This is a genomic window from Paucilactobacillus vaccinostercus DSM 20634 (assembly GCF_001436295.1).
Classification (GTDB): domain Bacteria; phylum Bacillota; class Bacilli; order Lactobacillales; family Lactobacillaceae; genus Paucilactobacillus; species Paucilactobacillus vaccinostercus.
Map to the genome: position 1 here is coordinate 24,602 of NZ_AYYY01000025.1, position 24,658 is coordinate 49,259.

The 24,658-nt window shown below is 43.4% G+C and carries 26 protein-coding genes, 1 tRNA gene and 1 pseudogene; 9 read left to right on the plus strand and 19 right to left on the minus strand.

What is annotated here, in order from left to right; genetic code table 11:
* Positions 1–12 precede the first annotated feature (12 nt).
* The 3 genes and pseudogenes from FC26_RS13195 to recX form a co-directional block, all read right to left on the minus strand.
* Positions 13–126, minus strand: a pseudogene (locus FC26_RS13195) (KxYKxGKxW signal peptide domain-containing protein); the annotation flags it as partial.
* Positions 127–1,065: 939 nt separating this feature from the next.
* Positions 1,066–2,619 (minus strand): KxYKxGKxW signal peptide domain-containing protein, encoded by a 1,554-nt coding sequence (locus FC26_RS13045; RefSeq protein WP_057778500.1) that lies wholly within the window; start codon positions 2,617–2,619, stop codon positions 1,066–1,068.
* A gap of 93 nt (positions 2,620–2,712) precedes the next feature.
* A complete protein-coding gene (gene recX / locus FC26_RS05340) occupies positions 2,713–3,507 on the minus strand; it encodes a recombination regulator RecX (RefSeq protein WP_057778502.1) in 795 nt (264 codons plus the stop codon).
* Between the two features lie 188 nt (positions 3,508–3,695).
* Between recX and FC26_RS05345 the strand changes: the two genes are divergently transcribed.
* Together FC26_RS05345 and FC26_RS05350 are read left to right on the plus strand one after the other, a co-directional pair.
* Positions 3,696–3,902 carry a DUF1659 domain-containing protein gene (locus tag FC26_RS05345; protein ID WP_057778504.1) on the plus strand — a complete coding sequence of 69 codons (207 nt, stop codon included), beginning with the start codon at positions 3,696–3,698 and terminating at the stop codon, positions 3,900–3,902.
* A gap of 38 nt (positions 3,903–3,940) precedes the next feature.
* Positions 3,941–4,174, plus strand: a complete 234-nt coding sequence (locus FC26_RS05350) for a DUF2922 domain-containing protein (RefSeq protein WP_057778506.1) — start codon at positions 3,941–3,943, stop codon at positions 4,172–4,174.
* 174 nt (positions 4,175–4,348) lie between these two features.
* On the opposite strand, the gene FC26_RS05355 is transcribed toward FC26_RS05350, so the two are convergent.
* Together FC26_RS05355 and map are read right to left on the minus strand one after the other, a co-directional pair.
* Entirely contained in the window at positions 4,349–5,233 is an 885-nt protein-coding gene (locus FC26_RS05355; protein ID WP_057778508.1) for a YihY/virulence factor BrkB family protein, read from the minus strand.
* Positions 5,234–5,251: 18 nt separating this feature from the next.
* Positions 5,252–6,034, minus strand: a complete 783-nt coding sequence (gene map, locus FC26_RS05360) for a type I methionyl aminopeptidase (protein ID WP_057778511.1) — start codon at positions 6,032–6,034, stop codon at positions 5,252–5,254.
* A gap of 207 nt (positions 6,035–6,241) precedes the next feature.
* Here map and FC26_RS05365 point away from each other — a divergent pair, with 207 nt between their 5' ends.
* The 4 genes from FC26_RS05365 (at position 6,242) to FC26_RS05380 (ending at position 8,864) form a co-directional block, all read left to right on the plus strand.
* Positions 6,242–6,691, plus strand: a complete 450-nt coding sequence (locus tag FC26_RS05365; protein WP_057778513.1) for a flavodoxin — start codon at positions 6,242–6,244, stop codon at positions 6,689–6,691.
* Entirely contained in the window at positions 6,684–7,100 is a 417-nt protein-coding gene (locus FC26_RS05370; RefSeq protein WP_057778515.1) for a GtrA family protein, read from the plus strand. Before FC26_RS05365 ends, FC26_RS05370 begins: the two co-directional genes overlap by 8 nt.
* Before the next feature lie 266 nt (positions 7,101–7,366).
* Positions 7,367–7,708: a helix-turn-helix domain-containing protein gene (locus FC26_RS05375; protein ID WP_162259972.1), complete on the plus strand. Its 342-nt coding sequence runs from the start codon at positions 7,367–7,369 to the stop codon at positions 7,706–7,708.
* A 145-nt stretch (positions 7,709–7,853) separates the two neighbouring features.
* Complete coding sequence (locus FC26_RS05380) at positions 7,854–8,864, plus strand: DNA/RNA non-specific endonuclease (protein WP_057778518.1); 1,011 nt, start codon at positions 7,854–7,856, stop codon at positions 8,862–8,864.
* Between the two features lie 81 nt (positions 8,865–8,945).
* Here FC26_RS05380 and FC26_RS12725 read toward each other — a convergent pair whose 3' ends face one another.
* The 4 genes from FC26_RS12725 to FC26_RS05395 all read right to left on the minus strand — a co-directional run bounded on the left by FC26_RS12725 (position 8,946) and on the right by FC26_RS05395 (position 11,847).
* On the minus strand, positions 8,946–9,107 hold the full coding sequence (locus tag FC26_RS12725; RefSeq protein WP_157061074.1) for a hypothetical protein: 162 nt from the start codon (positions 9,105–9,107) through the stop codon (positions 8,946–8,948).
* A 249-nt stretch (positions 9,108–9,356) separates the two neighbouring features.
* Positions 9,357–9,429: transfer RNA gene (locus FC26_RS05385), tRNA-Arg, on the minus strand.
* Between the two features lie 56 nt (positions 9,430–9,485).
* Positions 9,486–10,838 (minus strand): DEAD/DEAH box helicase, encoded by a 1,353-nt coding sequence (locus tag FC26_RS05390; protein ID WP_057778520.1) that lies wholly within the window; start codon positions 10,836–10,838, stop codon positions 9,486–9,488.
* 13 nt (positions 10,839–10,851) lie between these two features.
* Complete coding sequence (locus tag FC26_RS05395) at positions 10,852–11,847, minus strand: Gfo/Idh/MocA family protein (protein ID WP_057778522.1); 996 nt, start codon at positions 11,845–11,847, stop codon at positions 10,852–10,854.
* A gap of 178 nt (positions 11,848–12,025) precedes the next feature.
* On the opposite strand from FC26_RS05395, the gene FC26_RS05400 reads away from it, so the two are divergent.
* Positions 12,026–12,388: a DUF4828 domain-containing protein gene (locus FC26_RS05400; RefSeq protein WP_057778524.1), complete on the plus strand. Its 363-nt coding sequence runs from the start codon at positions 12,026–12,028 to the stop codon at positions 12,386–12,388.
* Between the two features lie 69 nt (positions 12,389–12,457).
* On the opposite strand, the gene FC26_RS05405 is transcribed toward FC26_RS05400, so the two are convergent.
* Together FC26_RS05405 and FC26_RS05410 are read right to left on the minus strand one after the other, a co-directional pair.
* Entirely contained in the window at positions 12,458–13,240 is a 783-nt protein-coding gene (locus FC26_RS05405) for a GH25 family lysozyme (protein ID WP_057778526.1), read from the minus strand.
* Positions 13,241–13,327: 87 nt separating this feature from the next.
* Complete coding sequence (locus tag FC26_RS05410; protein WP_057778528.1) at positions 13,328–14,170, minus strand: MurR/RpiR family transcriptional regulator; 843 nt, start codon at positions 14,168–14,170, stop codon at positions 13,328–13,330.
* A gap of 181 nt (positions 14,171–14,351) precedes the next feature.
* Between FC26_RS05410 and gntK the strand changes: the two genes are divergently transcribed.
* Positions 14,352–15,890, plus strand: coding sequence for a gluconokinase (gene gntK, locus FC26_RS05415; RefSeq protein WP_057778531.1), 1,539 nt, complete (start codon positions 14,352–14,354; stop codon positions 15,888–15,890).
* A 122-nt stretch (positions 15,891–16,012) separates the two neighbouring features.
* Positions 16,013–16,582 carry an LOG family protein gene (locus FC26_RS05420; RefSeq protein WP_057779074.1) on the plus strand — a complete coding sequence of 190 codons (570 nt, stop codon included), beginning with the start codon at positions 16,013–16,015 and terminating at the stop codon, positions 16,580–16,582.
* Positions 16,583–16,623: 41 nt separating this feature from the next.
* Here FC26_RS05420 and FC26_RS05425 read toward each other — a convergent pair whose 3' ends face one another.
* The 8 genes from FC26_RS05425 to gatC all read right to left on the minus strand — a co-directional run bounded on the left by FC26_RS05425 (position 16,624) and on the right by gatC (position 24,628).
* A complete protein-coding gene (locus FC26_RS05425) occupies positions 16,624–18,132 on the minus strand; it encodes a hypothetical protein (protein ID WP_057778532.1) in 1,509 nt (502 codons plus the stop codon).
* Positions 18,133–18,268: 136 nt separating this feature from the next.
* Positions 18,269–18,517, minus strand: coding sequence for a YdeI/OmpD-associated family protein (locus FC26_RS05430; RefSeq protein ID WP_057778534.1), 249 nt, complete (start codon positions 18,515–18,517; stop codon positions 18,269–18,271).
* Positions 18,518–18,685: 168 nt separating this feature from the next.
* Complete coding sequence (locus FC26_RS13150) at positions 18,686–18,820, minus strand: hypothetical protein (protein WP_057778536.1); 135 nt, start codon at positions 18,818–18,820, stop codon at positions 18,686–18,688.
* A gap of 34 nt (positions 18,821–18,854) precedes the next feature.
* The gene (gene rlmD, locus FC26_RS05440) at positions 18,855–20,222 is read right to left on the minus strand and encodes a 23S rRNA (uracil(1939)-C(5))-methyltransferase RlmD (protein ID WP_057778538.1); all 1,368 of its coding nucleotides are present in this window, start codon (positions 20,220–20,222) and stop codon (positions 18,855–18,857) included.
* A gap of 161 nt (positions 20,223–20,383) precedes the next feature.
* On the minus strand, positions 20,384–21,400 hold the full coding sequence (locus tag FC26_RS05445) for a diacylglycerol kinase (protein ID WP_057778540.1): 1,017 nt from the start codon (positions 21,398–21,400) through the stop codon (positions 20,384–20,386).
* A 20-nt stretch (positions 21,401–21,420) separates the two neighbouring features.
* Positions 21,421–22,848, minus strand: coding sequence for an Asp-tRNA(Asn)/Glu-tRNA(Gln) amidotransferase subunit GatB (gene gatB / locus FC26_RS05450; protein ID WP_057778542.1), 1,428 nt, complete (start codon positions 22,846–22,848; stop codon positions 21,421–21,423).
* Positions 22,848–24,317, minus strand: a complete 1,470-nt coding sequence (gatA, locus tag FC26_RS05455; protein WP_057778544.1) for an Asp-tRNA(Asn)/Glu-tRNA(Gln) amidotransferase subunit GatA — start codon at positions 24,315–24,317, stop codon at positions 22,848–22,850. The genes gatB and gatA overlap by 1 nt, the downstream gene beginning before the upstream one ends.
* Positions 24,317–24,628, minus strand: a complete 312-nt coding sequence (gene gatC, locus FC26_RS05460) for an Asp-tRNA(Asn)/Glu-tRNA(Gln) amidotransferase subunit GatC (RefSeq protein ID WP_057778546.1) — start codon at positions 24,626–24,628, stop codon at positions 24,317–24,319. The genes gatA and gatC overlap by 1 nt, the downstream gene beginning before the upstream one ends.
* Positions 24,629–24,658: the final 30 nt, after the last annotated feature.

Genomic DNA, 24,658 nt, shown 5'->3' on the forward strand with positions numbered 1-24,658 from the left:
TGTCTGATCTGCATGAGCTAATGACTGTGTACTAAGAATTCCTACTCCTAGAGTTCCAACTGCAATTGCTAGCGTACACCACGTTTTCCCTTTTTTATATAATTTATAGTGCTTTTTAATCTCCATAATACCAACTTTCTCTGCTACGAAAATTCTTCTTACCACAGATTAGCATAATTTTAAAAAAAGTTTGTTATTTTTATTTAAATGTCCTCATTTTGTTAACTACTTGTAATAAAAATCTCACATAAAATTTCTTTTACAGGAGCAGGAGCTAAAATGCCCAATTTTCTAAGTTTTACAAACGTACTGTCAGGGAATCACAAAATATCATAAAAGAATTATTAATTAGTAAACTCCACACTAGTGTATACATTTACTCAAAATAAATTACTCAAGATTAAAGAATAACCTTAATTGAGCACTGAATTACGGTAGAGTTGAACTTACCAACAACACATCTGACTATAACTATTTGACTAGAAAAAGTAACTATTTTCTGCCATTCCAAAAGAAACTAATACAAGAAAGTATCAAACTCAATGGTATCCGAAAATATGCAAACTTTTATTTAGTACCTCGTCGTAGTTTACGACTTCTCTGACAAAAAATATATTTATCACATAAAAATCTCTTTGTGGTTGTCAGACGAATTATTGTATTTCGTCTGACAACCACAAAGAGATTATCGCAAAGAATTCAACTTCACTTATATAAAATTACTACATTTGCACAAAGTAGTATTCAACCAGTGGCAAGAATGTATTCATTGAATAACTTGTTCTGAAAAACGAGCTAGCATTCTTTGACCAATATCCGTCGGGATCCGTATGATCGGTTCCACCAAGATACTGTGAAACATTGTGATGTGACCATACTGTACCAGTTTTATTTGATTTTGCCAGCGATGGAGTTAATCCATATTCCTTTAGCAAATACGCAGTATAATATGCTGCATTATTTAATTCCTTTGCAAAAGCAGCCTTACTATGAACTTCAATTTGTTCAAATTGGACAAATCTAGCATTTCCTGCGGCACCGCTACCCCAGCATTTAAGATCAGTATTAGCAAACGTTCACAATCTGCTTATCACTCACATATGAATGAACAAATGCATTTTTCCAGTTTGATTCAGCATAATTAATTTCCATATTAATTGAATCATTTCCGGTATTGGCAGTTTCATGCACAACTACACCTTCGGGTTTATCATATTCATAGTTCATTTCTGTCGTTGGGTATCCACTCCAAATATTGGTTTGAATCGTGGCATGACCTAACTTGTTCGAAATAATATATGAATTAATTGCATTTTCTAAATTCAAAATCCCTTTGGAATTGGCAATGAACTTTACACCGTTATAGTAGAAAGAACTATTGGTATTTAGCGCACCATTACCGCCAAAGTAATAAAGATTACCCCAGTTGTGATAAAACTTATTTGTATATCTTACACCACCATCGCCAAAATAGTATGTGTGGCCCCAATTATTATAAAATTGATTTGTATACCGTGCACCATTACCACCAAAGTAGTACATGTTTCCCCAGCCACTATAAAACTGGTTCGTAAACCTTACACCACCATCACCAAAGTAGTACATGTTGTTCCAGTTGCTGTAGAACTGATCCGTATACCGTGCACCGTCACTACCAAAGTAGTACATGTTTCCCCAGCCACTATAAAACTGGTTCGTATATCTTACACCACCGTTACCGAAATAGTACATTTTATTCCAGTTGCTGTAAAACTGATTCGTATACCGTGCACCGTTACTACCAAAGTAGTACATGTTTCCCCAGCCGCTATAAAACTGGTTCGTATATCTGGCGCCATCGTTTTCACCAAAATAATACACCTTATTCCAATTGCTATAAAATTGTTTTATAAACTTTTGTCCATTTTCACCAAAATAATACATATTTCCATTTTGATTCAAAAAATAATTTGTTTTCATAGCTCCGGTATTAGTATCAAAATAATATTCATGACCATTAACAGTTTGTAATCCAGTTTTAGCTACACCATTTGCATAATAATAAGTTTCTCCATTTTGCGTGTATAATCCATTTGCCGCTGTATTAGCAGCAAGTGCTTTATTAATGGTTCGCACACCATTTTCAGTCGTATCACTAATTAGAACACTCTCATCGCTATTTGTAGTCGCTTGCGATGAAGTATCCGAACCAGTTACGGCACTACTGGCGCTAGAATCAGCAGTACTTATAGAAGTAGTTGCAGCACTCGAATTACTTGAATCAGCATTTACAGCCGAACTTGCTGAAGTTTTTGTATCACTTGCTGCACTGCTAGTTTGAGTCGCACTACTTGTGGCCTGTTCTGCTGTCGGTGCTGTACTTACTGCATTAGTTGATTCAGTACCGTTGGTAGCTTGAACACTACTTGAACTCGCTATCGTACTATTAGTTGTACTAATGCTGGCACTAACATCAGTAGTCGTACCGGCGCTAGTAGTTAGCGATGTACTAGTTTGATCCGCTGCTTTGACGGTTTGTACATTGTTAGCCATCCCAATTCCCAATGCAACGGTAGCGATTGCCATTGCGCACCAAATCTTACCTTTTTTGTATAGCTTATAATGACTTTTGCTTTCCATAAGTTCTCCCCCTAATAAATAAAACTAGCCTTATAGTAGCATCTACTTATAAGACTAGTTAGTAAACTAACAAAGTGTTACATAACTGTAATATTAATCTTCATTCTCATCCATCCACCGTTGAATCTCATCAAACGAAAATCCCTTGCCAACCAAACTACGCTTAGTTTTCATTACCCGTTCCCGATAATCGAACCGGCGATTTCGTTGCCAAATTTTGCTAGCTTGGAGGTTCAACTGCTCCCATTCTTCGTCCGGATCATCCTGAATTTCTAACTCATCTAACACCTGCGTAATTAAGTCACTTTTGAATCCCTTCGTCATCAACGATTGGCGTACCTTTTGTAGGCGCATCTTCAACGGTACCTTATGGTAGTGCTTCAACTGTTTTTCCGCCAGCTTAGTCGCATTTTCCACCATTCGATCTTGATCGTACTTCTCTAGTGCCGCATCAATCAGGTTTTCGCCAATCTTTTTGGCACGGAGCTTCTGCCGAATCACAGTTGGCCCCTTATCCGACGTCAGCATCATCGTCCGCACGAAACTATCCGCATAGTTTTGATCATCTAGGAGGTGTTGCTCGCGCAGCATCCCCATCACCGTCGGAATCTTATCCGCTGGAATTTCCAAATCCTTTAACTTCTGAATAACTTCGCTTTCTGCCCGTAATTGATGCGACAAATAATCTAACGCCCGACTATAGGCCTTCGCGACATCGTCTGCATCAATTAACCGCTGCTCGGTTTGCTCATCAATTTCCAATCCTCGCGCGAGTTGGAAGCGAATCAGCACGTTTTCAGCCACCCCGAAGGCAAACTTGCCATCCAAATAAATGTTATAGCGTCCCTGCCGCTTCTGAGCTTCAATCTTCGTAATTTTTTTCGTCATTGATGCCCTCCGTTAAAATCCTAGTTAACATTATAGCCTAGCGATCCTCTAAGATAAACCATCACCGTGTCTTTACCTATTAATCAAACTTTTTTCCAACGATGGTTAACTTTTGCCGTTTTATTTCGTTCTTGTTCATGTAAGCAGCGGCCGCCACTTACTAAATCAAATTCAAAGGAGTTTTCACAATGATTAAAACATTCTCAAACGCAAAGGTTCAGTTGATGATGGTAGGCGAAGGGCACGAAAAGGGCATCGCGCGGACTTTCAGTCACCTAGCCGAAGACGCTAAGGAAGACAACATTCAACAACTTGGTGAATTACTACAAACAATCTCTAAAGATACTTTTGATAGTGCCATTGTCACAACGGCCTACCAATTGGACGTTAAATAATCCCAGATAATCGGTTTAAATAGAAAGGAAGTTCATATATGAAAGCATTGAGTTTAGCATTTAAGGGTAGTTTAGGAAAGTCACACACGTTAAAGTTGAATTACGCGAACGATAACATGGACGAAGCCTCAGTTAAGGCTGCGATGGACATGCTTGCCAAACTAGATCTGTTTGAAAGTAACGGCGAAAAGCTTTACGTGGAACCCGTCTCTGCCAAGTACGTCGAAACCATCGAAACTCCCGTCTTCAAAGCGGAAGAAGCAACAGCATAGCATATTAGGCCGAAATTCATTCACTAAAATGGATTTCGGTCTTTTTGTGCCATCATCCATTGGCTTACAAATCCATTTTCGCCGACACAGCTTAAAATTCCTCATCAACCGTCACGTTCACGATCAATCAGGAATTTTATCTTACGTGAGGGTACCTAGTCAGATCTCCTCACATTATTTCTTAAAATGTTCAATCATATTCTCAAACGGGTGCTTTTTTTCTCGAATCACACCGAATAAGTTTTGGAGTGTGGCATTCAACGTGGCCCCGATCATGACGATAATACCCGATAAATCTAGCCAAAGCATCAACACAATAAAGACCCCAATCGTCTTGTACGATGTAACCGTTCTGGCAAACAAATGCGTATAGATCGAAAAAACCTGTGACAGGAGCATCCACAAAATGGTGGCGAGCAGCGCGCCCCACACTACATAGCGTAGCCGAACCTTGGCATTGGGCACAAAATAGTACAGCAGACATAATAAAATAAATAGTCCAAAGAATGTTACTGGCCACTTAATCGATGCAACGAAATTAATCAGGCTCATGTCGATATGAACATAGTGCCGGAGTTCCCGTAAAATTAACTCGCCAATACTAAAGAAGATAATGAGTACGGCCATGATCAAAATCACAACCACCATCCACATAAACGACAGTACCCGGTTAACGATTGCGTTTTGATCCTCCGCCACGCCATACGCATGATTGACGCTCCGCTGAAAAGCAGCGACCGCTTGGCTAGTGGACCACAACGTCACAATTGCCCCGATTGACAGCAAGCCACCACTCCCCGATTTCAAGAAATCTAAAATCAGTGGCCGGATAAAGTTAAAAATAGACGGCGGCATGGCCGTCGACAGGTAATTCAGTACGGTGTCTGCTTTCAATCCAACCAATGGCAAAATATTCCCCACCACGATGACTGCCGGGAAAATAGACAGTAGCGAATAATAAGCAAGCACGATGGCCGAGGTTGAAACCTGAGCCATCCCATAATGTCTAAAAAAGGTCTTAAAAAACAGGCTGACCTTGTTAAAGGCTGATTGTCGCATAATAAACTCCTCGTCTACTTATAAATACTTGGCATCAAATTCCGGATCCTGGGAGGTTAAAATCTTAGGTCCCTCTTTCGTAATCGCCAGCGTATGTTCGTACTGACAGCTCAACCCGCCATCGGCAGTCTTGGCTAACCAACCGCTTGGATCACTCGTATCAGCCTTCCACGTTCCCGTATTAATCATAGGTTCGACAGTAATCGTCATCCCCTCTTTCAGGCGTAACCCGCGACCTGCTTCGCCATAGTGGGGCACCGCTGGATCCTCATGCATGGTGGGACCAATACCATGACCGATAAATTCACGAACATCACCATAGCCATTTTCGTCTTCGGTGTAGTGTTGAATAGCCGCTCCAATATCACCAATCCGGTTGCCAATCACACACTGGTCAATGCCCAGGTAAAGTGCCTTATGCGTCACGTCCATTAAGCGTTGGACCTCATCACTGGGGGTCCCAACGGCATAACTCCAACATGAATCGCTGAAGGCCCCGTCCAAATTAACGACCGTATCGACCTTCACCAAGTCACCATCCTGCAGAAAAACGTGTTTGCGGGGAAAACCGTGACAAATTTCATCATTGATACTGACACAAGTGGCATATTCATAGCCTTCAAACCCGATTTGGGCCGCAATCGCGCCGTGACTTTCAATGTAGTCGCGTCCGAATTCCTCGATCTCCCAGCTGGAGATGCCTGGCTTAATGATGTCGCGCAAACCAAGATGCATCCCGGCCAGTAGTGCACCTGATTGGCGCATTGCTTCAATTTCACGTGGTGATTTTAAACTAATCATAATGGACTCCTTTTTTAGACAGTTTCATATCCGTTACTTTGGTAACGACGATTTTGGTCGGGTTCATCCGTCCCTTATTCTATAATAGTATACACTTTTACTAACCTGAGTTTAAAGATTTCGCTGGGGCTTTTCTTTTTTCAAAAGCCGATATCTGCTATACTAGGGGACATCGAAGTATTACATAATGAAAGAAGGAAATTCCATATGGCTAGTGCACTTGTCGTATACGCAACCATTACTGGTAACAATGAAGATGTTGCCGATGTTATCACCGAAGCATTGGAAGATTTGGGAGTTGATGTTGACGAAACTGAGATCACCCAAGCCGACGCTGAAGAATTTGAAGACGCTGATATCTGTGTCGTTTGTCCGTACACCTATGATGAAGGCGCCCTACCAGAAGAAGGCATGGACTTCTATGAAGATTTACAGGAACTAGACCTCTCGGGTAAGATTTACGGTGTGGCCGGTTCTGGGGATACCTTCTACTTGGACGACTACTGTGTCTCTGTTGACAAGTTCGCCGCCGCTTTCGAAAAGGCCAAGGCCACCAAGGGCGCCGAAGCTGTCAAAATTAACCTAGAACCAGAAAACGAGGATATCAACACGCTCAATGCATTCGCAAAGAGTCTTGTCGAAAAAGTAAATGATTAATAAAGTTTGGGTCCTGTTTAGAAAATATCAATCTATGATCGCTTACATCTTCTTTGGTGGCATTACCACAATCATCAATATTGGTGTATTTGCCATCTTGGATTACTGGAACTGGAACTATCAGGTAGCAAACGTTATTGCTTGGTTCCTCTCAGTGCTGGTTGCCTACCTCACGAATAAGGTTTGGGTTTTTTCGTCACACTATACCACCTTCAAAGCGTTTATCGTTGAGTTCGTTAAATTCTACTTCTTCCGAATCCTGACCCTCGTCATCGATATCATTATCATGTACGTCGGTATTTCCATGCTCAATTGGAACTCGATCTTGGTGAAGGTCATCGATAACGTCATCGTGATCATCGTGAACTACGCATTTTCTAAATGGTACATTTTCAAAAAAGTCAAATAACCAACGGTGTTTCCATGACGGAGACACTTTTTTTATATTATTAATTAACTCATACGACCTATCAGCCTAGCTAACGCTAGCAAGAAGGCGTTTTAATTGCCGGTTTGATAGACTTATCGTGAAAACGGCTTGAAAAATGATCAAACAATTAAATTATGTGTCTAATAATTAGAAGTAGATTAGTATTTGGCATATTTCTTGCTTTTTAGGGCGCAACATTAGATGATTAGGGTATGTTATTTAAAGCTAAGAAAGAGGTTGAAACAGTGACACAACGCGAAAATAAACCAGTGCTTTCCATGAAGATTGCTGCTCTCAGAAACGAACGTAACTTGACTCAAAAGGAACTGGCAGAAGCCTTAAACTTCTCCAAGCAAGAAATTAGCAACTGGGAAACCGGTTTGAAAAAGCCACGGATTTCCGCAATGTACCAGCTGGCACAATACTTCGATGTGACGATTTCTGAATTATTAGATGAACATCTCGATCCAGAACACATCGATCGAACAGCTCGGATCTTAGCATCTCACCTTCCTAGTGATTTATCAGAGGAAGAGTTGAAGAAGATTACCGAATACATTGACTCTTTCAAAAGAGAAACGGTCTAACTAAAATTAAATTCAATTTTCATTTCCCGCCCTCTACGGTACGGGAAATTTTTTTATCTTCTTTTTTGATAATTTCCAGATGTGATTACTTATCATACGATGGTATGATGAATTTACATTAAATTTATCATGGGAGGATTAATTGATGTTACCTAAAATTATTAGACGGACGATCCTCGCTCCGATCATCACAGTGTTGGCCACTGTGATGGTCAGTACTGGCGGGCTCAACGTCTCAACAACATCTAGTTCACAAACAACGGTTCAGGCCGCTAAGCACCACAAAAAAACCAGTACGGCAAAGGACAACCAAAAGCTCGCCAAGTTAAAGTACCAGGGTGACCAAACAATTGACGTTAATAACGGTAACCCGACCTTCACCAAGAAGGAACTGACAACGACCAAGGGTGCTTGGCAAAGCTACGGTAATCTAGACCGTCAAAATCGACCGACCGTAGCAAATGCCATGCTCAGTAAAAGTCTCATGCCAACTGAAAAACGGGAAGCATTAACTGTCGATCCTACCGGTTGGCACAACAAGCGCATTAAAAGTGGGTATCTCTATAACCGATCCCACCTGATTGGGTTTCAACTCACCGGGCAAAACAATAATCCCAAGAATCTCATCACTGGTACTCGATCTTTAAATTCACCAGAGATGTTACGCTATGAAGATGATTTGGCCTACTACCTCAAGAACAATCCCAACGGTTACGTTCGCTACCAAGTCACCCCCATTTTTCGTGGTGACGAACTCGTAGCACGCGGGGTTCACATGCAGGCGCAGTCAATTGGTAGTAATGCCATTTCGTTTAATGTCTATATTTTCAACATCGAGGATGGCGTCAAAATTCACTACGCTGATGGTACTAGCAAGGTAACAGCAAGCGCCCAAGCCGCCAGCTCAACACAGACACAAAGTCATCAATCCGCAACCACCACTTCTTCAAGCACGACCACAGCGACTGCCTCCAATACCACCAACACGGGTGATATGAATACGGGTGACGTTCAAGGAAAGATTGTCGGTAACGCTAATAGTCATATTTACCACGTTCCTGGACAGGCAGGTTACCGAATGAACGCATCTAATGCCGTTTACTTCAACACAGAAGCACAAGCCCAAGCGGCCGGATACCGCAAATCATTGCGCTAACCAATCCAAACAAAATAAAGACGATCTTTGTTTTCCCACTACCGGGTAATTTCAAAGATCGTCTTTATTTTAAAATTGTCATTAGCTTTTAGGGGTGGCAAACCCATTGACGAGGTCCGCATAGGCTTCTGCTTTTTCGAACGTTTGAAAGTCATATGCTGAATCACTACTGTCCACTAGGCAGTAGTTTCCCTGTTTATTGGGCTTTCCGATCCACTTATGGCCGACTTTAATAATATACATTCCATTAGCACCTCTTTATAGTAAATTATTATTTAACCATAGGCCAATTATAATATCGCTTCGAAGAATGTAAAGTAGTTTGCACACACTTTACCGGGTTTTAGTCAATTTTTAAATTAAGACCATTTAATCCTTATCGACAAAAACCCTGTATCAAACCATCCCCACGCACAGGCGAAAGTCATCATTGCCACTTTCTTGCAATCGAAAAGAGCATCCCCAACATCATGTTGAAAATGCTCAAAATACTGGTCCAACCCGGGTTCGAACCGGGATCATCCGCTTAGGAGGCGGGAGTACTATCCAGTTATACTATTGGACCAAGACAACCAATATTTTCTCATTAATCATGAGTTCTGTAAAGGTTATCCATTAAAATTACTCGTCGTGAGAATGTTCGGCTTCCTTCTTTTGGGCCTGCATTTGCCGCTTATGCCGCATTCCCTTATCCTTTTGACTACGCTTCTTCTTTTTATTGTGCCGCTTGGACTTATTGTTATACTGATCGGCCTCATCAAACATCTTGTTGACGTGCTTATCGACACTTACCTTATCATTGGTGTGCTGATCCTTGCGCATCTTACGGTGAGCCTTAGCTTGAACTGATTCGGCCTTTTCGCCTTCTTGCGGTCGTTCATCTATGAGCTGATTGTGATAGAAGTAAATCGGCTTTAGCGTATAATCCGTGTCCGCTAGCAACTTTTTCAGGTCTCGCAGATCATGATCATTCCCGAAATTAATCACCATCCCGGGTTCCCCTTGCCGTCCGGTCCGCCCTACTCGGTGCACATACGTCAACGGATTCGTCGGTAAGTCGTAGTTCACCACCGTTGGTAATTTTTCAATATCTAATCCCCGGGCTACGACATCCGTCGTTAGCAGGAGCTTCAATTGGCGTTTTCGGAACATTCGAAGGGCCTTTTCCCGCTCTGTTTGGCGCTGATTACCACCTAGCACCGCAACTGAAACATGTTCATGGCGTAACCGAGCCGCCACGTAGTTTAACGTCTTAATTTGATTGAAAAATACCAGCGCTCGAAAATCTTTGATATGACTGAGCTTCCGCAGCATATCCGGTTGATGGGTCCGACTGACCTGTAGATTAGCATGCCGCACGACTCCTTGGGAATGGTCTTCATGCCGCACATCGTATTCTACGATATCTCGGCCAAACATATAGCTCAGTTCGTCCAATGTTTTCGTCCGGGTTGCCGAGAAAAAGCCCAACTGCGCCGTCATTGGCGTAGTCCGTTCAATATCTTCAATGACTGCCAGCGTTTCATCCTGGAGCATATCATCGGCTTCATCAACAATCATTGTCTGCAATTTTCCCAGCTTAAGGTGCCCCGTGTCAATAAGGTGTAAGACTCGTCCCGGTGTACCAACCACCACTTCAGGATGCGCCTTTAACTTATCGACTTGGCGGTGCATGTTCGCCCCCCCAGTGAGTGCTAAGACCTTGATATCCAGTAACCGGGCCCATTCGCGCATGACGTTAGCCGTTTGTACGCCGAGCTCCTGTGAGGGTGATAGCACTAAAATTTGAACCCCCTGCTTAGGCATGACCTTGGGTAAAATCGGTAATGTGAAGGCAATTGTCTTCCCCGATCCCGTTGGTGCAATCCCCAAAACAGAACGGTCCTGTGATAGGGCGTCAAAAACCGCGGTTTGGATCACCGTCGGTTGCTTGAACCCCAGTTCCTTAAAATGTTCTTGAAATACTTCGATCACGTTGTTATCCTCTCTATTCATTCGGGAATTTGATTCCGGCTGATTGACGTAGTGTGTACAATAATGAATTGACCAGTCGACTCAGCTTAAACCAGGTTTCATAGTTTTTTAATTGATTTAAATCGTTCGATGCTTCGAACAAAGCGGTAAAGGCATCAATTTCAGGCCGCATTGAATTTTCAGCCACCTCGGCCGTTAAGGCATGGGCAGTTTGTTCGGCGTCATAGTACGTAGCCGTTGTCATATCCGCAATATTATCCATGACAAGGGTATCCTTTAACCCATATACCTCTGATGGCAGGTGCGAATTGGCAATCTTACCAAAGTTCAATGTCACCTCGAAATCATCATACGTGAGAATGGCAACCCCTTTTCCGTCGGCCCCTGTTTCAATCATTGTTGGAAAATAGACAACACTATTGGGTTCACCAAACAGTGCGGCCGCCGCATAGACTGGATATACACCGAGATCTTGTAACGCACCACCGGCAAAGTCCAACGAAAAAACGTTGGACTGTTCGCCAGCCAGCACCTGATCGTAACGCGACGAATACTTCATGAATGTCAAAGTCGCGCCCTGAATGGTGGCCATCTGTCCCAGCTGCGCTTGCACCTGTTTAAACAACGGCGTGTGAATATGCCGGGCCGCTTCGACCAGTCTTACTGCTGGATGGGCCTGAAGTAGCGCCTCAATCTGACTAAATTCATCGGGATTGGTAAAAGCAGGCTTTTCGACAATGACATGCTTATCGTTTTCAATGGCCTGTCGAACCTGTTGATAATGGAGTGCATTGGGTGAAGCAACGTACACGACATCGAAATCACCATTCATAAAAAAGTCGTCTAAATTATCGTAAAACGCGGTTGCACCATGTGGCTGACCGTAGTCTTGCGCCCGTTGCCGATCACGAGAGTAAACACTCGTCAATTGCCAGTGCCCATTTTGCACGGCTGCATCCAACAACTGATCGGTAATCCAGTGGGTGCCAATGATTCCTAATTTTAACATGCGCCATACCTCCTGAAATAATTCTGTCATCTAATCATAATGTACTTTATCAACTAATTACTATATTTTACGTAAATGTAAAACATATTGATCATTAATTATTGTATAATGTGCTTGAATGTTCGAAAGATCGCTAACTGCGGTGCCACAAACTAACAAAGAAGAGGAGTATGATAGGATGAAGAAACGCGGCATGTTACTATTCGGTGCAGGATTAGCGGCTGGACTGACCAGTACGTTCGGGATAGGCCGAAGCAAGAAAAAGCATGCTACGTCGCTGCCAATCTTCTACGCCGGAACGTGGGAATATTACGATATCGAACGTAATCGAACACACTACCTAGAAATCACACCCGAACTTAAACTATCAATTGATAAGCATGAGATTTCCGCCAACGTTGAACTAATTGACGAACACCATCTAATTTACATTGATAAATTTGGTTACCACATCACAATTCAAGCTAACGAGCAACGGCCTATTACCCTCGTTGATGAAGCGGATGATCAAACTTACACCCTAACAAGTCCCAAAAAATAGCTATTATTCGCCCGCCATATCGGTCGGGCTTTTTTTGTAGCTTCATTTTGCGCGTTAACACCCACGCGACTAGTTCACTTCTTCTTTCCATTCTTTGCGACTACCATTGAACACGGAAATGACTAGGTCGGTCTTCTTACCGCCTACCTCTAATTTTTCGTTCCCCGTGTATTGCATAAACTTCACTTGTGAACTTTGGCGTTTGAGCTGATCGGTAATGGTCCACCGTTTCGTGCCCGGTGTATGCGGCATCACGAGTTTCTTTTGAATCTGTGGTCCCGCCCAGATAATGCATCCCTGTCCATAGCGTTCCGATAGCAGCTCAACTAACCGAGCCAGCTTTCGCCCCTGCTTGTCGTAGTTTGGTGGATTACTAGCATACTTGCCGTAGTCGGTAATGTGAATCGCAATCGGTAAGTTTCCTGACTGTTGCCCGATTTGGCTCACCATATAGCGATATTGTTGCTCCGCGCTACTAGAAAAGCTGAATTCCTCATAAATTCCAACCTGCAGCGTCGTTCCTGAAACACGCTCATAGTTAGAACTAAAATTGTCATCGATGTAGCTCGCTCCCGAGGTTGCCTTGAGGTAGACAAACTTGACCCCCGCACTCTGCAGCTGATGAAAATCAATGTAGCCATCATCCTGGTCAATACTGACACCCCGAATTGGATACGCCTTAAGCACCGATTGCTGATGACTATGCCACCAAACGCCGCCAACTGCCAGCATCCCCAAAAGCAAAATCACCACAGTAACCACCCATCGGTGACGCCCGTGTTGACGCTGATGATCAAATCGCTGACGGCGACTAACTGGTGCCGCATTTTTTGGTTCGGTTGTTACACCCATTCATCCCTACATCTCCTACCAAAATTCATAGTTCCATTTTACCAAATATTCGTCTCAAGTAACATTGTTGGTAGCAGATTGTAACGATTACTTATAAGTTTGATTAATTGCCTGGTTGACCTCATCGATCACCTTTGCCGTCTCATCCGCCTGTTCGGTGGCCACTGCCAAAAATAAACTATCCATAATTGTTAGTTGTGCGACCAAGGACGATAGATTTTCCGCACGCTCGTTAATATTTTCTGCGACTGAAATCAACCTGATTTCAGCTAACTGCGCGAGCGAACTATCTGGAGAACTCGAAATAACAATCATCGGCACCCGTTGTTGGTGCAACCGACGTGCAATCGCAACCGTCTGATTGTTCTCACCAGAATGCGAAATAATAATGGCACATTCTTTTTTGGTCATTTTAACGGCTTGCATCATCTGAATATCGAAATCGGGATGATACTGACAATCAAGACTGGTCCGCAAAAACTTGTGATACCCATTTAAAGCCACAATTGATGACCCACCGAGGCCAAAGAAAGTAACCCGCTGGGCCTTACTGATCAGGGCTACCGCTTGATTGAGTTGCCGTTCATTGAGCATTGCTTTGGTCGATTGAAGTGCATTAATTGCCCCGTTAAATGTTTTTTCAGTAATTCTAGCAGCTGTATCCCGTTGTTCGATCATCTCCGTTAAACTGGATGGCGCCTTATCGGTCGTGGCTAGGTTAAACAAAAAGTCTCGATAGTTAGAATAACCAATGCGTTTCACAAATCGAGAAATTGAAGCTGTCGACGTGTGACAATTATTGGCCAATTCTGAAATTGTATTTCTCTGAATGGTATCTAAATTGGCCAACATGTAATCCGCAATCTTTTGCTCGCCATGACTAAAGCTAGGATAATACGCCTTAATTCTAACAACGCCGTTATTTTTCAAAGTTTCATCTCCTGAATTTGACTGTCATTTTTATATGTAAATATTTTACAATAAATCGCTTGATTTGTGAAAGCGTTTTTCATATAATGTAGTCTGATACTTTAATTTAGTACTACTATAAATAGGTTATTTCAACTTAATTTTAATCCTTAAGCACACTCAAAAAGGAAGGGATATTTTAATGGATTACATGATCGGGGTCGACTTAGGTACCACCAGTACCAAGGCTGTTTTATACGATGATAACTGCAACGTACTGGGCTACGCTAATAAGCTATACCCACTCTACCAAGACAAACCGGACATGGCGGAAGAAGATCCCAATGAAATCTTCGATGCTGTTGTTGATGCATTAACTGAAGTGGTCCGCAAAGCAGATTTGCAAACCGGTAAACTTCGCGGTGTTTCGTTCTCTGCCGCAATGCACAGTCTGATTGGTTTGGATAAAAACCACCAACCAATTACACGGGTCATCACATGGGCCGATAACCGCGCCGAAAAATATGCAGATGAATATAAGAAAAATGGAATCGGTTTCGAACTCTATAAAAAGACGGGAACCCCAACACACCCAATGTCACCACTCTACAAACTATTGTGGTTGAAGAACGAACATCGTGACATCTATGACGATGCTGCTTACTGGGTTGGCATTAAAGAATATATCTTCTGGCGTCTCTTCGGCGTTTTGAAAGAAGAATATTCGATTGCTTCCGCAACTGGTCTTTTCAACATCTTTAACTTAGATTGGGACGAACAAGCCCTTGAAGTAACCGGCGTTAAGCGGGAACAATTACCAGAATTAGTCGATCCACTGGCACAAGTAACTGGTATGCACGACGAATACGCCAAAGTCATCGGCATTCCAACTGATACCCCATTCATTATGGGTGCTTCAGACGGAACACTCTCTAACTTAGGCGTTAACGCCATCAAGCCGGGAGTGGTTGCTGTTACAATCGGGACCTCTGGTGCCGTTCGTGTGGTCACTGATAAGCCAACCATTGATCCAAAGGGCCGAGTTTTCTGCTACGCCCTGACAAAGGACAAATGGGTGGTCGGCGGACCTGTTAACAACGGTGGTATCGTCTTCCGTTGGGTTCGTGATCAACTCTTCGCCCCTGAAAAAGTGACTGCCGATATGATGAACATGGATTCATACGATTTATTAACTCAAATCGCAAAAGAAATTCCAGCTGGTTCAGATGGCTTACTCTTCCACCCATTCCTTGGTGGCGAACGGGCACCAATCTGGGACGCTAACGCTCGTGGTTCATTCTTCGGTTTGACGCGGAACCATACTCGTGCACACATGGTTCGTGCCGCACTGGAAGGAATTGTCTACAATCTCTACACCGTGATGCTAGCCCTTGAAGAAGTCGTTGGTAAGCCAAAAGAAATCATGGCAACCGGTGGTTTCGCCCGTTCAGAACTCTGGCGTCAAATGTTAGCCGACATTTTTGAAAGTCCTGTTACTATTCCTGACGCCTTCGAAAGTGGCTGTTTAGCCGCTGTTGTGCTGGCGATGAAGAGTATTGGAACCATTGATGATCTATCAGAAATTGAAAAGTTCATTGGTAAGACCAACACTTATCAACCAAACCCCGACAACTTCCCTGTTTACCGCGAACTCGTTCCAATCTACATTCGTTTGAGCCGTCAGCTTCAAACAGAATACGCAAACATTGCGAACTTCCAACGTAAATTTGGTAATAACTAGTCAATTAATTCAGCATCCCCGTCATATTTAATGGTGGGGATGCTTTTTTACGCCGTTTTCATCTCCGTGTAATTTGCTGTACAATAGTGGTATTAAAATCCAAAGTAAGCAGGTTGATGAATGTGAAAAAAATTGCAGTCTATTGTGGCGCTTCTCTCGGATCTAATCCGGTTTACCAGCAAGCAGGAGCAGCCCTAGGCCAATGGTTGGCCGAACATGAAATTGGTTTAGTGTACGGCGGCGGTAAGTATGGCCTCATGGGCGTCATCGCCAAATCGGTTCTTGATCATAACGGCGTCGTTTGGGGCGTGATTACCAAGGAACTTGAAAATCGAGGAACAGTACTCGATACAGTTACTCACCTCCAAGTAGTTGATAACATGGCCGCCCGCAAATCCGCCATGATGAACCTTTCGGAAGGCTTCATCGCCTTTCCCGGTGGTCCAGGCACCCTCGAAGAAATTGCCGAAGCCTTTTCATGGGCCCTCATTGGGGACAACAGTGAACCATGTGCCTTTTATAACGTCAATCATTATTATCAACCCCTGCAGGCGATGTATGATCAAATGACCAGCGAAGGCTTTCTCTCGGAACAAGGCCGCAGCAAACTGCTTTTCTCTGATTCCATCGATGAAATTCAACAGTTTATGGCCAGTTATGAGCCCCCAACAATTCGGACTTACCATCGTTAAAAAGTGAGCGCAACTCCAAAATTTGGAATTGCGCCCTTTTTTTATTCATTCACTAATTTAATTGCTTCTGGAAAATGCTGTAATACAAACTCGTGCACACCCTTAGGAAATTCCAAGGTGGCCTGCGCGTCGAATGTTTCTTGGTTGTCCTCATACGTTAGTTCAACCTTATAATTCAGTAGCTGACACCGAATCCCGATCACAACCGCCTCACGAACTAACTTCTGAATAGACTCCGAATAACGATCGGCGAGCACCTGCACCGGCTGTTGGGCACTACGAACCCGAAGATAGCGATCATTAGCCACTTTCAAGCCGTACGACAGAAGCGAATCATCTTCAATTCGAACGGCTAACTGCGCACCGAGTGTCAAGTCCACGTTGCGAACTCGTTTAGCCGCAATCGCGATCGCCGTGGTATATTTTTGCGGTGCATTCACGCGTTGGGCAAAAATTGCCAGCTGATTCAATAGTTTACCGCCCAAATCGCGGACCCACTCAGGACGGTCTTTGGGATCACCAAGGGCAATCTCTTCATTACGCTGATCAGCGTCTCGTAACGCCGTCGTCATGTCCGTTGGTAAGTCAGCCGCCATACTATAGGCCAAAAAGATTTCTAGTAAATCCAGCGTATCATCGCTAAGACCTGCCCGTGACAGTGGATCTAGGTCAAATGACCGAAATTCAAGGTAGTCAATACCCTGTTTAAGCAACTCATCAAGATTGTCCGAAGTTCCTTTAATTCGAACCGGTCCATAAAATTCATGAATGGAATAAAATTTACCATCTGCGACAAATTGCTTAAGCTGACTTACCTGATCAGCCAATGACTCATACGTCACCACTTCATCATTGTAATTACTGTATCCCAGACTGCTACTCCGAAGACTTCTCACCGGGTAGTCTAGGTCGCGTGGTAATTTTTGATAATTATTTTCGGAAATTGGGGAGGCACCAAACAAATATGTGAAGAACCAGCGATTTAACACAAAGTTTTGCGCTAGCTTAAAGTAGAGCGCGTTTTTGAAGGCCGCTAAGCTCTCGTAACCGTCCGCCAGGCCATTTTCATATAGCATCTTTAGCACTTTTTCATCGACACTATAGTTGATATGAGCACCCGCAACAATTTCGTGTTCAATGCCATACTTTCCTTCTAGGTAGTCCCGATACCCTTGAAACCACGGTCGGGTAAAATCTTCTTTCGCAAAATTGAGATCATCAGCAACCAATTTAGGGGGCATGCTCAGCGGCCAAATCCGCTCGTCTTGGTGCAGATAACTTTGCACAATTTGTTGCAACATCTTTAAATTCTTGACCGCTTCTTTACCACCACGCGTCGGTTCTGTGATTAATTCCAACATACTATCTGTAAAGTCAGACTGAAGGTAGGGATGGTACCGACGAGATCCGAACGCACCAGGATAGGGATAACGACTGAGTCGCCCGTCCGTTGTAATTCGATGCTCCTCAACCTCCAAACCAAAGAAGCCTTGGAATAGCTGTTCGTTAAGGCCTAATTCATCAATCAGTTGTTCGAATTTATCTACCATCACTACCACCTGAAATCATTGTATTGTTATGCAAACTATTATAACGAAATTGCTACAGAAAAAGTATCATTTGACCGTCCTTTTTCTGATTTAATGAGTCGCCACCGTGGCTAACCTAACCACTGATCACAGACGCTTAGTCTTTAGGCCGTTGATCGTAGGCCCGCTTGGACTTATACCCCGCCTTTAAAACTGTTTTCATTTGTTCAAGATGGCGTTGCTTGGTTGCTTCCGCCTTCGCACCGTATATAAACCGGGCCCACTCGCGTTGGTATCCGGGAGTCAACGATTGGAGCATTGCTTGCAAGTCTGGCTCAGCCGCGAATAATTCAATTAATGCTGGAATATCTGCTTCATAATCCTGTAACGTTTTCTTATCTGCCATTTGGGTCACCTGCTATTTCTATTTTTACTTATTTTAGCATACATTCATCAAATATCATCATTGACTTGTTCTTCAAATAGTTTTGATAACAAGCTATTTTGTATTAAACTTTGATCCAATAAAAAAAGCAGTCGACTCAAGGAACTCTTGAATCGATTACTTTTTAGATTACTTGTTAAAAATTTTAGGCCCCTTACGCATGTTCTTGCGATCGTTTTTAGCCGTTGAAACTTGATTTGCAGGACGGTTACCGCTCTGCTTTTTCTTGTTGATGAGTTCCTTCATCTTTGCTTTGGCATCCATCAATTTATACCGCCTTTATTTTTTTAATCTGAATTTATTGACGGTTTAATACCGTAATACTTTCAACATGGGTTGTCTGTGGAAATTGATCTACTGGTTGAATTGGCTGGGCCACTTGATAACCACGTTCTTGGAATAACTGGATATCACGAACCAATGTGGCCGGATTACAACTTACGTAAACCACCTTATCCGGTTTCATTTCGCTTGCAGCTTCAATAAATTCCGGTGCCAATCCTTTCCGTGGTGGATCAACAATGATAACATCCGGTTTCAATCCGTCAGCTTGCCACTTCTTCATTTGCTTTTCAGCTTTATCAGTCACAAACTCGACGTTTTCGATGTGGTTCTTCATCGCGTTCAGCTTTGCATCCGTGATGGCATCGGCGACGACTTCTACCCCGTAAACCTGCTTTGCGTGCTGAGCCACAGCCAGTGAAATCGTCCCGATTCCGCAATAGGCATCAATTACCGTTTCGTTCCCCGTCAGGCCAGCTTGGTCAATTGCAGCTTGATACAATCTTTCAGTTTGCTGTGGATTAACTTGGTAGAAGGACAATGGTGAGATGGTGAAGGTCAAACCTAAGAGTTGATCTTCAATCGTATCACTGCCCCAGAGCGTCTTGTTTTCTTTCCCCATCAAAACATTCGTCTTTTCTGGGTTAATATTTTGCACAATGCTCTTCACTTCTGGTAATTTTTCAACAATTGCTTCAACAATTTGATCGTGCATTGGAATCTTTTTAGCCCGGGTCACAAAAACAATCATCATTTCATGGCTGTAGTATCCCCGTCGAACCATTACGTTCTTAACCGTTCCCCGATTAGTTTCTTCATTGTAAGGTTCGATGTGATAATGGCGCAACAAGTCCCGAACGACCAAGATTGCTTCGTCAATCTTAGGATCTTGAATGTAAAAGTCTTCGATGGGAACCAAATCATGGCTACCACGTTTGTAGAATCCAGTTTCCAACTTACCATTGACCATTCGAACCGGAATTTGTGCCTTATTCCGATAATGATAAGGTGTTTCCATCCCCATCGTTTCTGACACATCAATATCCAAGTGCGCCTTTTGCAATAATTCTGCAATTTGGTGCTGCTTGAACTTCAACTGTGCGGAGTAGGCCAAGTGTTGCAACGGCGCAATCCCCGTTTGAGTGTACTGCCGATCCCTTTCAGGGACCCGGTCAGGACTCTTCGTGATTAAAGTCATCATGCGTCCATAAGCAAAGCTCCGCGCGACCTTCGTAATCTTAAATTCAATTTCCTCACCGGGAAGTGTGTTGGTGATAAAGATGGGAAAATTATCCACTTTGACAACGCCCATTCCTTGGTACGTCAAATCAATGACAGTTCCTGAGAGGGTTTCATTTTTATGCACTGGTGCGTTAATTTTCAAGTGCTTTCTCCTTTTTTAATTGGAATAGCCCACTAGCGGCTACTCACTCCTGCGACAATGTAACTTAAAATACCAACTCATATTCTAGCATGTTTTCTTAACAGCTAAAAGGATGATGATAAACTGAACGCTTATCACCATCCTTTTTATAGCTTAATTTACTATTCAGTTTTACCGTTTTTTTCATCTTCAGGTAGTTTTTCAACCGCCTTGATAAACTTCTCTTCGGCTTTTTGAACGTCTGCTGGTAATCCTAAAACAGCGTCATCTGGAATTTCATCCAGATTAGCAACCATTTCAATGTGCCGAGCTAAGTTCTTAAAGGTCATCGGTGCATCGCCACCGTACTCGCCATCCAAGTTGATCATCATGCGGTTATCAACCGGCTTGGCAACCACCTTAGACGTCTTCCGATAAATCACCTTCGGATCATTGATATGTTTTCCACCGTTCAAAACAAGCGTCATCAACCGCATCATTTCAAACATGTTGGCAGACTTAACAATGATCATGGTAAACTTACCATCATCTAATGAGGCATCCGGAACAATTTGTTCAAAGCCTCCGACAGAATTGGTCAATGCCAGCAAGAACATTGAGGCTTCACCGTGAAATTCACCGCCATCGTACTTGATATCCATTTGAATTGGCTTAATTTGCGGCATTAACTCCGCTCCCTTAACCAAGTAGGCTAAGTAGCCAAACAATGACTTCATTTGTGATGGCACATCATAGGTCAGCTCCGTCAGTAACCCACCGGCGGCAATATTGATAAAGTACTGATCATTGGCCTTACCAATATCCATATGAATGGATTGGTCCTTCAACACAATTTTAGCTGCCCCAACCGGATCCTCACGTGGAATTCGCAATGCACGCGCATAATCATTCGTCGTTCCGGCCGGAATGATCGCCATCTTTGGACGGTGCCGCAATCCGGCAATCCCATTGACTACTTGGTTAATGGTTCCGTCACCGCCGGCGGCAATAATCAAGTCAAAGCCCTCTTTAGCAACCCGATAAGCCTCATCGCGTGCTGAATTAGGTTCTGGCGTCGTCGCATAGGCACTGGTTTCATAACCGGCTTTTTCGTACACCGCTAAAATATCAATCATGTCGTCCTTAAGAGCTTCACGGCCAGAAGTCGGATTATAAATTACCCGTGCTCGTTTACGCATTGTTTCTTCCTCCGTTTATCTTACAAAGCTTTCAGTGAAGCAATCAAAAGTTGGTTAACAACCTTCGGATTGGCTTGGCCATGTGTCTTCTTCATGATTTGACCCACTAAGAAGCCAATTGCCCGGTCTTTCCCATTCTTAAAGTCTTCCACTGATTGTTCGTTAGCAGCCAAAACTTCATCGATCATTGGTTGCAACTGTGCTGGATCTGAAAGTTGGATTAAGCCCTTTTCCTTCACGAAGGCATCTGGATCTTCACCCTTAGTAATCGCCTTGAAGACCTTCTTAGCAATCTTAGTTGAAATCGTGCCATCAGAAATCAATTTAATCATTCCCGCAAGGTGTGCCGGTGTCAAATCAGTTTCTTGTAAGTCAACTTGGTTGTCATTCAAGAAGGCATTCACGTCACCTTGCAGGTAGTTAGACGCCATCTTGGCATCGGCACCTTCAGCAATCGTGGCTTCAAAGAAGTCTGACATTTCCTTGGTCTGTGTCAAAACCATGGCATCATAGTCGGTCAAGCCAAGATCGTTGATGTAGCGCTTGCGACGATCACCAGGCATTTCTGGCATTGTTTGACCAATCTCGTCAATCCAGTCCTGACTGATATTTAGTACTGGCAGGTCTGGTTCTGGGAAGTAACGATAATCGTCTGAGCCTTCCTTCACCCGCATCAAGATGGTTGTTCCACTTGCTTCGTCATAACGGCGAGTTTCCTGACCAATCTTACCGCCCGACATCAGAACTTGTTGTTGCCGTTTTTCTTCGAATGCAAGGCCCTTACGAACATAGTTGAAAGAGTTCAAGTTCTTCAATTCAGTCTTAGTACCGAACTTATCAGAGCCAATTGGCCGAATTGAAATGTTGACGTCAACACGCATCGATCCTTCTTCCATCTTAACGTCAGAAATACCAGTAAATTGGATTCGTTGACGCAAAGCTTCGAGGTAGGCATACGCTTCATCAGGAGATGCAATTTCAGGCTTCGACACAATTTCGATCAAAGGTGTGCCTTGACGGTTCAAATCCACATATGAGAAACCGTTAGGACTATGCGAGTTCTTTCCGGCATCTTCTTCGATATGCATCTCGGCAATTCCGATTTTTTTCTTTTGACCGTCGACTTCAATTTCAATCCAGCCATCGTGTGCCATTGGGCTTTCAGACTGTGAAATTTGGTAAGCCTTTGGATTATCAGGATAGAAGTAGTTCTTCCGGTCAAAGTGTTGGTGGGGTTCAACTTCGGCATGCAAAGCTAAAGCAGCACGAATACCATCTTCGACAACTCCCTTGTTGGTACTTGGCAGAACACCAGGATAGCCCCAATCAATAACGTTCGTATTTGCGTTAGGGTCCGAGCCAAATTGGACTGGTGAAGGACTGAAAATCTTGGAATTGGTCTTCAATTCAACGTGAACTTCTAGTCCGATGGTTGTTTCAAAATTCATTAGTTTTGGCCCCCTAAGTTCGGTGTTTGTTTATGAAAATCTGTGGTTTGTTCAAATGCATAGGCTGCATTGTACATCGTTTGTTCGTCAAATGGCTTCCCAATGATTTGCAACCCGACTGGCATGTTATCTGAGAATCCAGCTGGAATAGACATTCCGGGAAGACCTGCCATGTTAACCGGAACGGTTAACACATCGTTCATGTACATTGCCTTAGGATCGGTAATGTTAGCGCCAATCTTGTAAGCAACGGTTGGGCCAGCAGGACCCATCACTAAGTCGTGGTTTTCGAAAACCTTTTCGAAGTCTTGACGAATCAAGGTCCGAATTTGACTCGCCTTCTTGAAGTAAGCATCGTAGAATCCGGCTGATAACGAGAAAGTTCCCAACATGATCCGACGTTTAACTTCATCCCCAAAGCCTTCGGAACGAGACTTCACGTAGACATCTTCAAGATTTTGGACATCGGTTGCCCGAACACCATAACGAATACCATCAAACCGTTGTAAGTTCGATGAAGCTTCTGATGATGAAATGATGTAGTAAGCGGCCACCCCATATTGGGTGTTTGGCAGGGAAACTTCGTCGATGATTGCACCCAGTGATTCGTAGTGCTTCAAAGCGGCTTTGATCGTTTCCTTAACGCCTTCATCAACCCCTTCGCCAAGGTATTCCTTTGGTACGGCAATTCGAAGACCCTTAACGCTGGTGTCATCGTTGAGTTGACTGGCAAAGTTAGGTACTTCACGAGTTGACGATGTCAGATCGTGTTCGTCATGACCACTGATCAATGACGTCAACAAGGCATTGTCCTTTACACTTTGAGTTAACCAACCCACTTGATCCAAACTCGAACCAAAGGCAATGATTCCCCAACGTGAAACACGACCATACGTTGGCTTCATTCCCACAACCCCGTTATATGAAGCTGGGAGCCGGATTGAACCACCGGTATCAGTTCCTAGTGCAGCAAGCACTTGGCCAGCGGCAACGGCAGCGGCAGAACCACCCGAAGAACCACCTGGTACACGGGTTAGGTCCCATGGATTATGCGTGGTTTGGTAAGCTGAATTTTCAGTTGACCCCCCCATCGCAAACTCATCCAAGTTGAGCTTACCGGCGTTGATAAAGTTTTGCGCCTTCAATTTTTCAATCACTGTAGCATCGTAGATTGGGTTAAAGTTATCTAAAATCTTGGATGCGGCGGTTGTCCGTAATCCCTTGGTGACAATGTTATCCTTCACACCCAATGGAATCCCGGCTACCAGTTGGTCAGCATTAATGCCATTGGCATCAACTTCTTGGGCCTGCTTCATGGCTACTTCTTCATTCAACGTCAAAAAGGCCTGAACCTGGTCTTCAGTTGCATGAATATTTTCAAACGTGGCCTTAGTTAATTCGGTTGCGCTAATCTTCTTGTTAACTAGGTCATCGTGTAACTGTGTTAAATCGGTATCGTAAAAATTCATTACTCGCCATCCCCGCTTTCATCAATGATTGCCGGTACTTTGATGTATCCGTCTTCTGTATCAGGCGCGTTCTTCAGTAATTCGTCGCATTGATGACTGTTAACTGCTTTGTCTTCGCGCATTGCATTGATCTGGTCGCTTGCCGATGTCATCGGAATTACACCAGTGGTATCAACCTTGTCGATACTTTCGAACAAGTCGATGATACTTTCTAATTGAGGGGTAAACTTGCTGAGTTGTTCGTCGGTAAACTCTAATTTTGCCAGCGAAGCAACGTGCTTTACTTGTTGTTCGTCAATTTGACTCGCCATTGTGCTATTAACCTCTTTTCAGATTGTTCA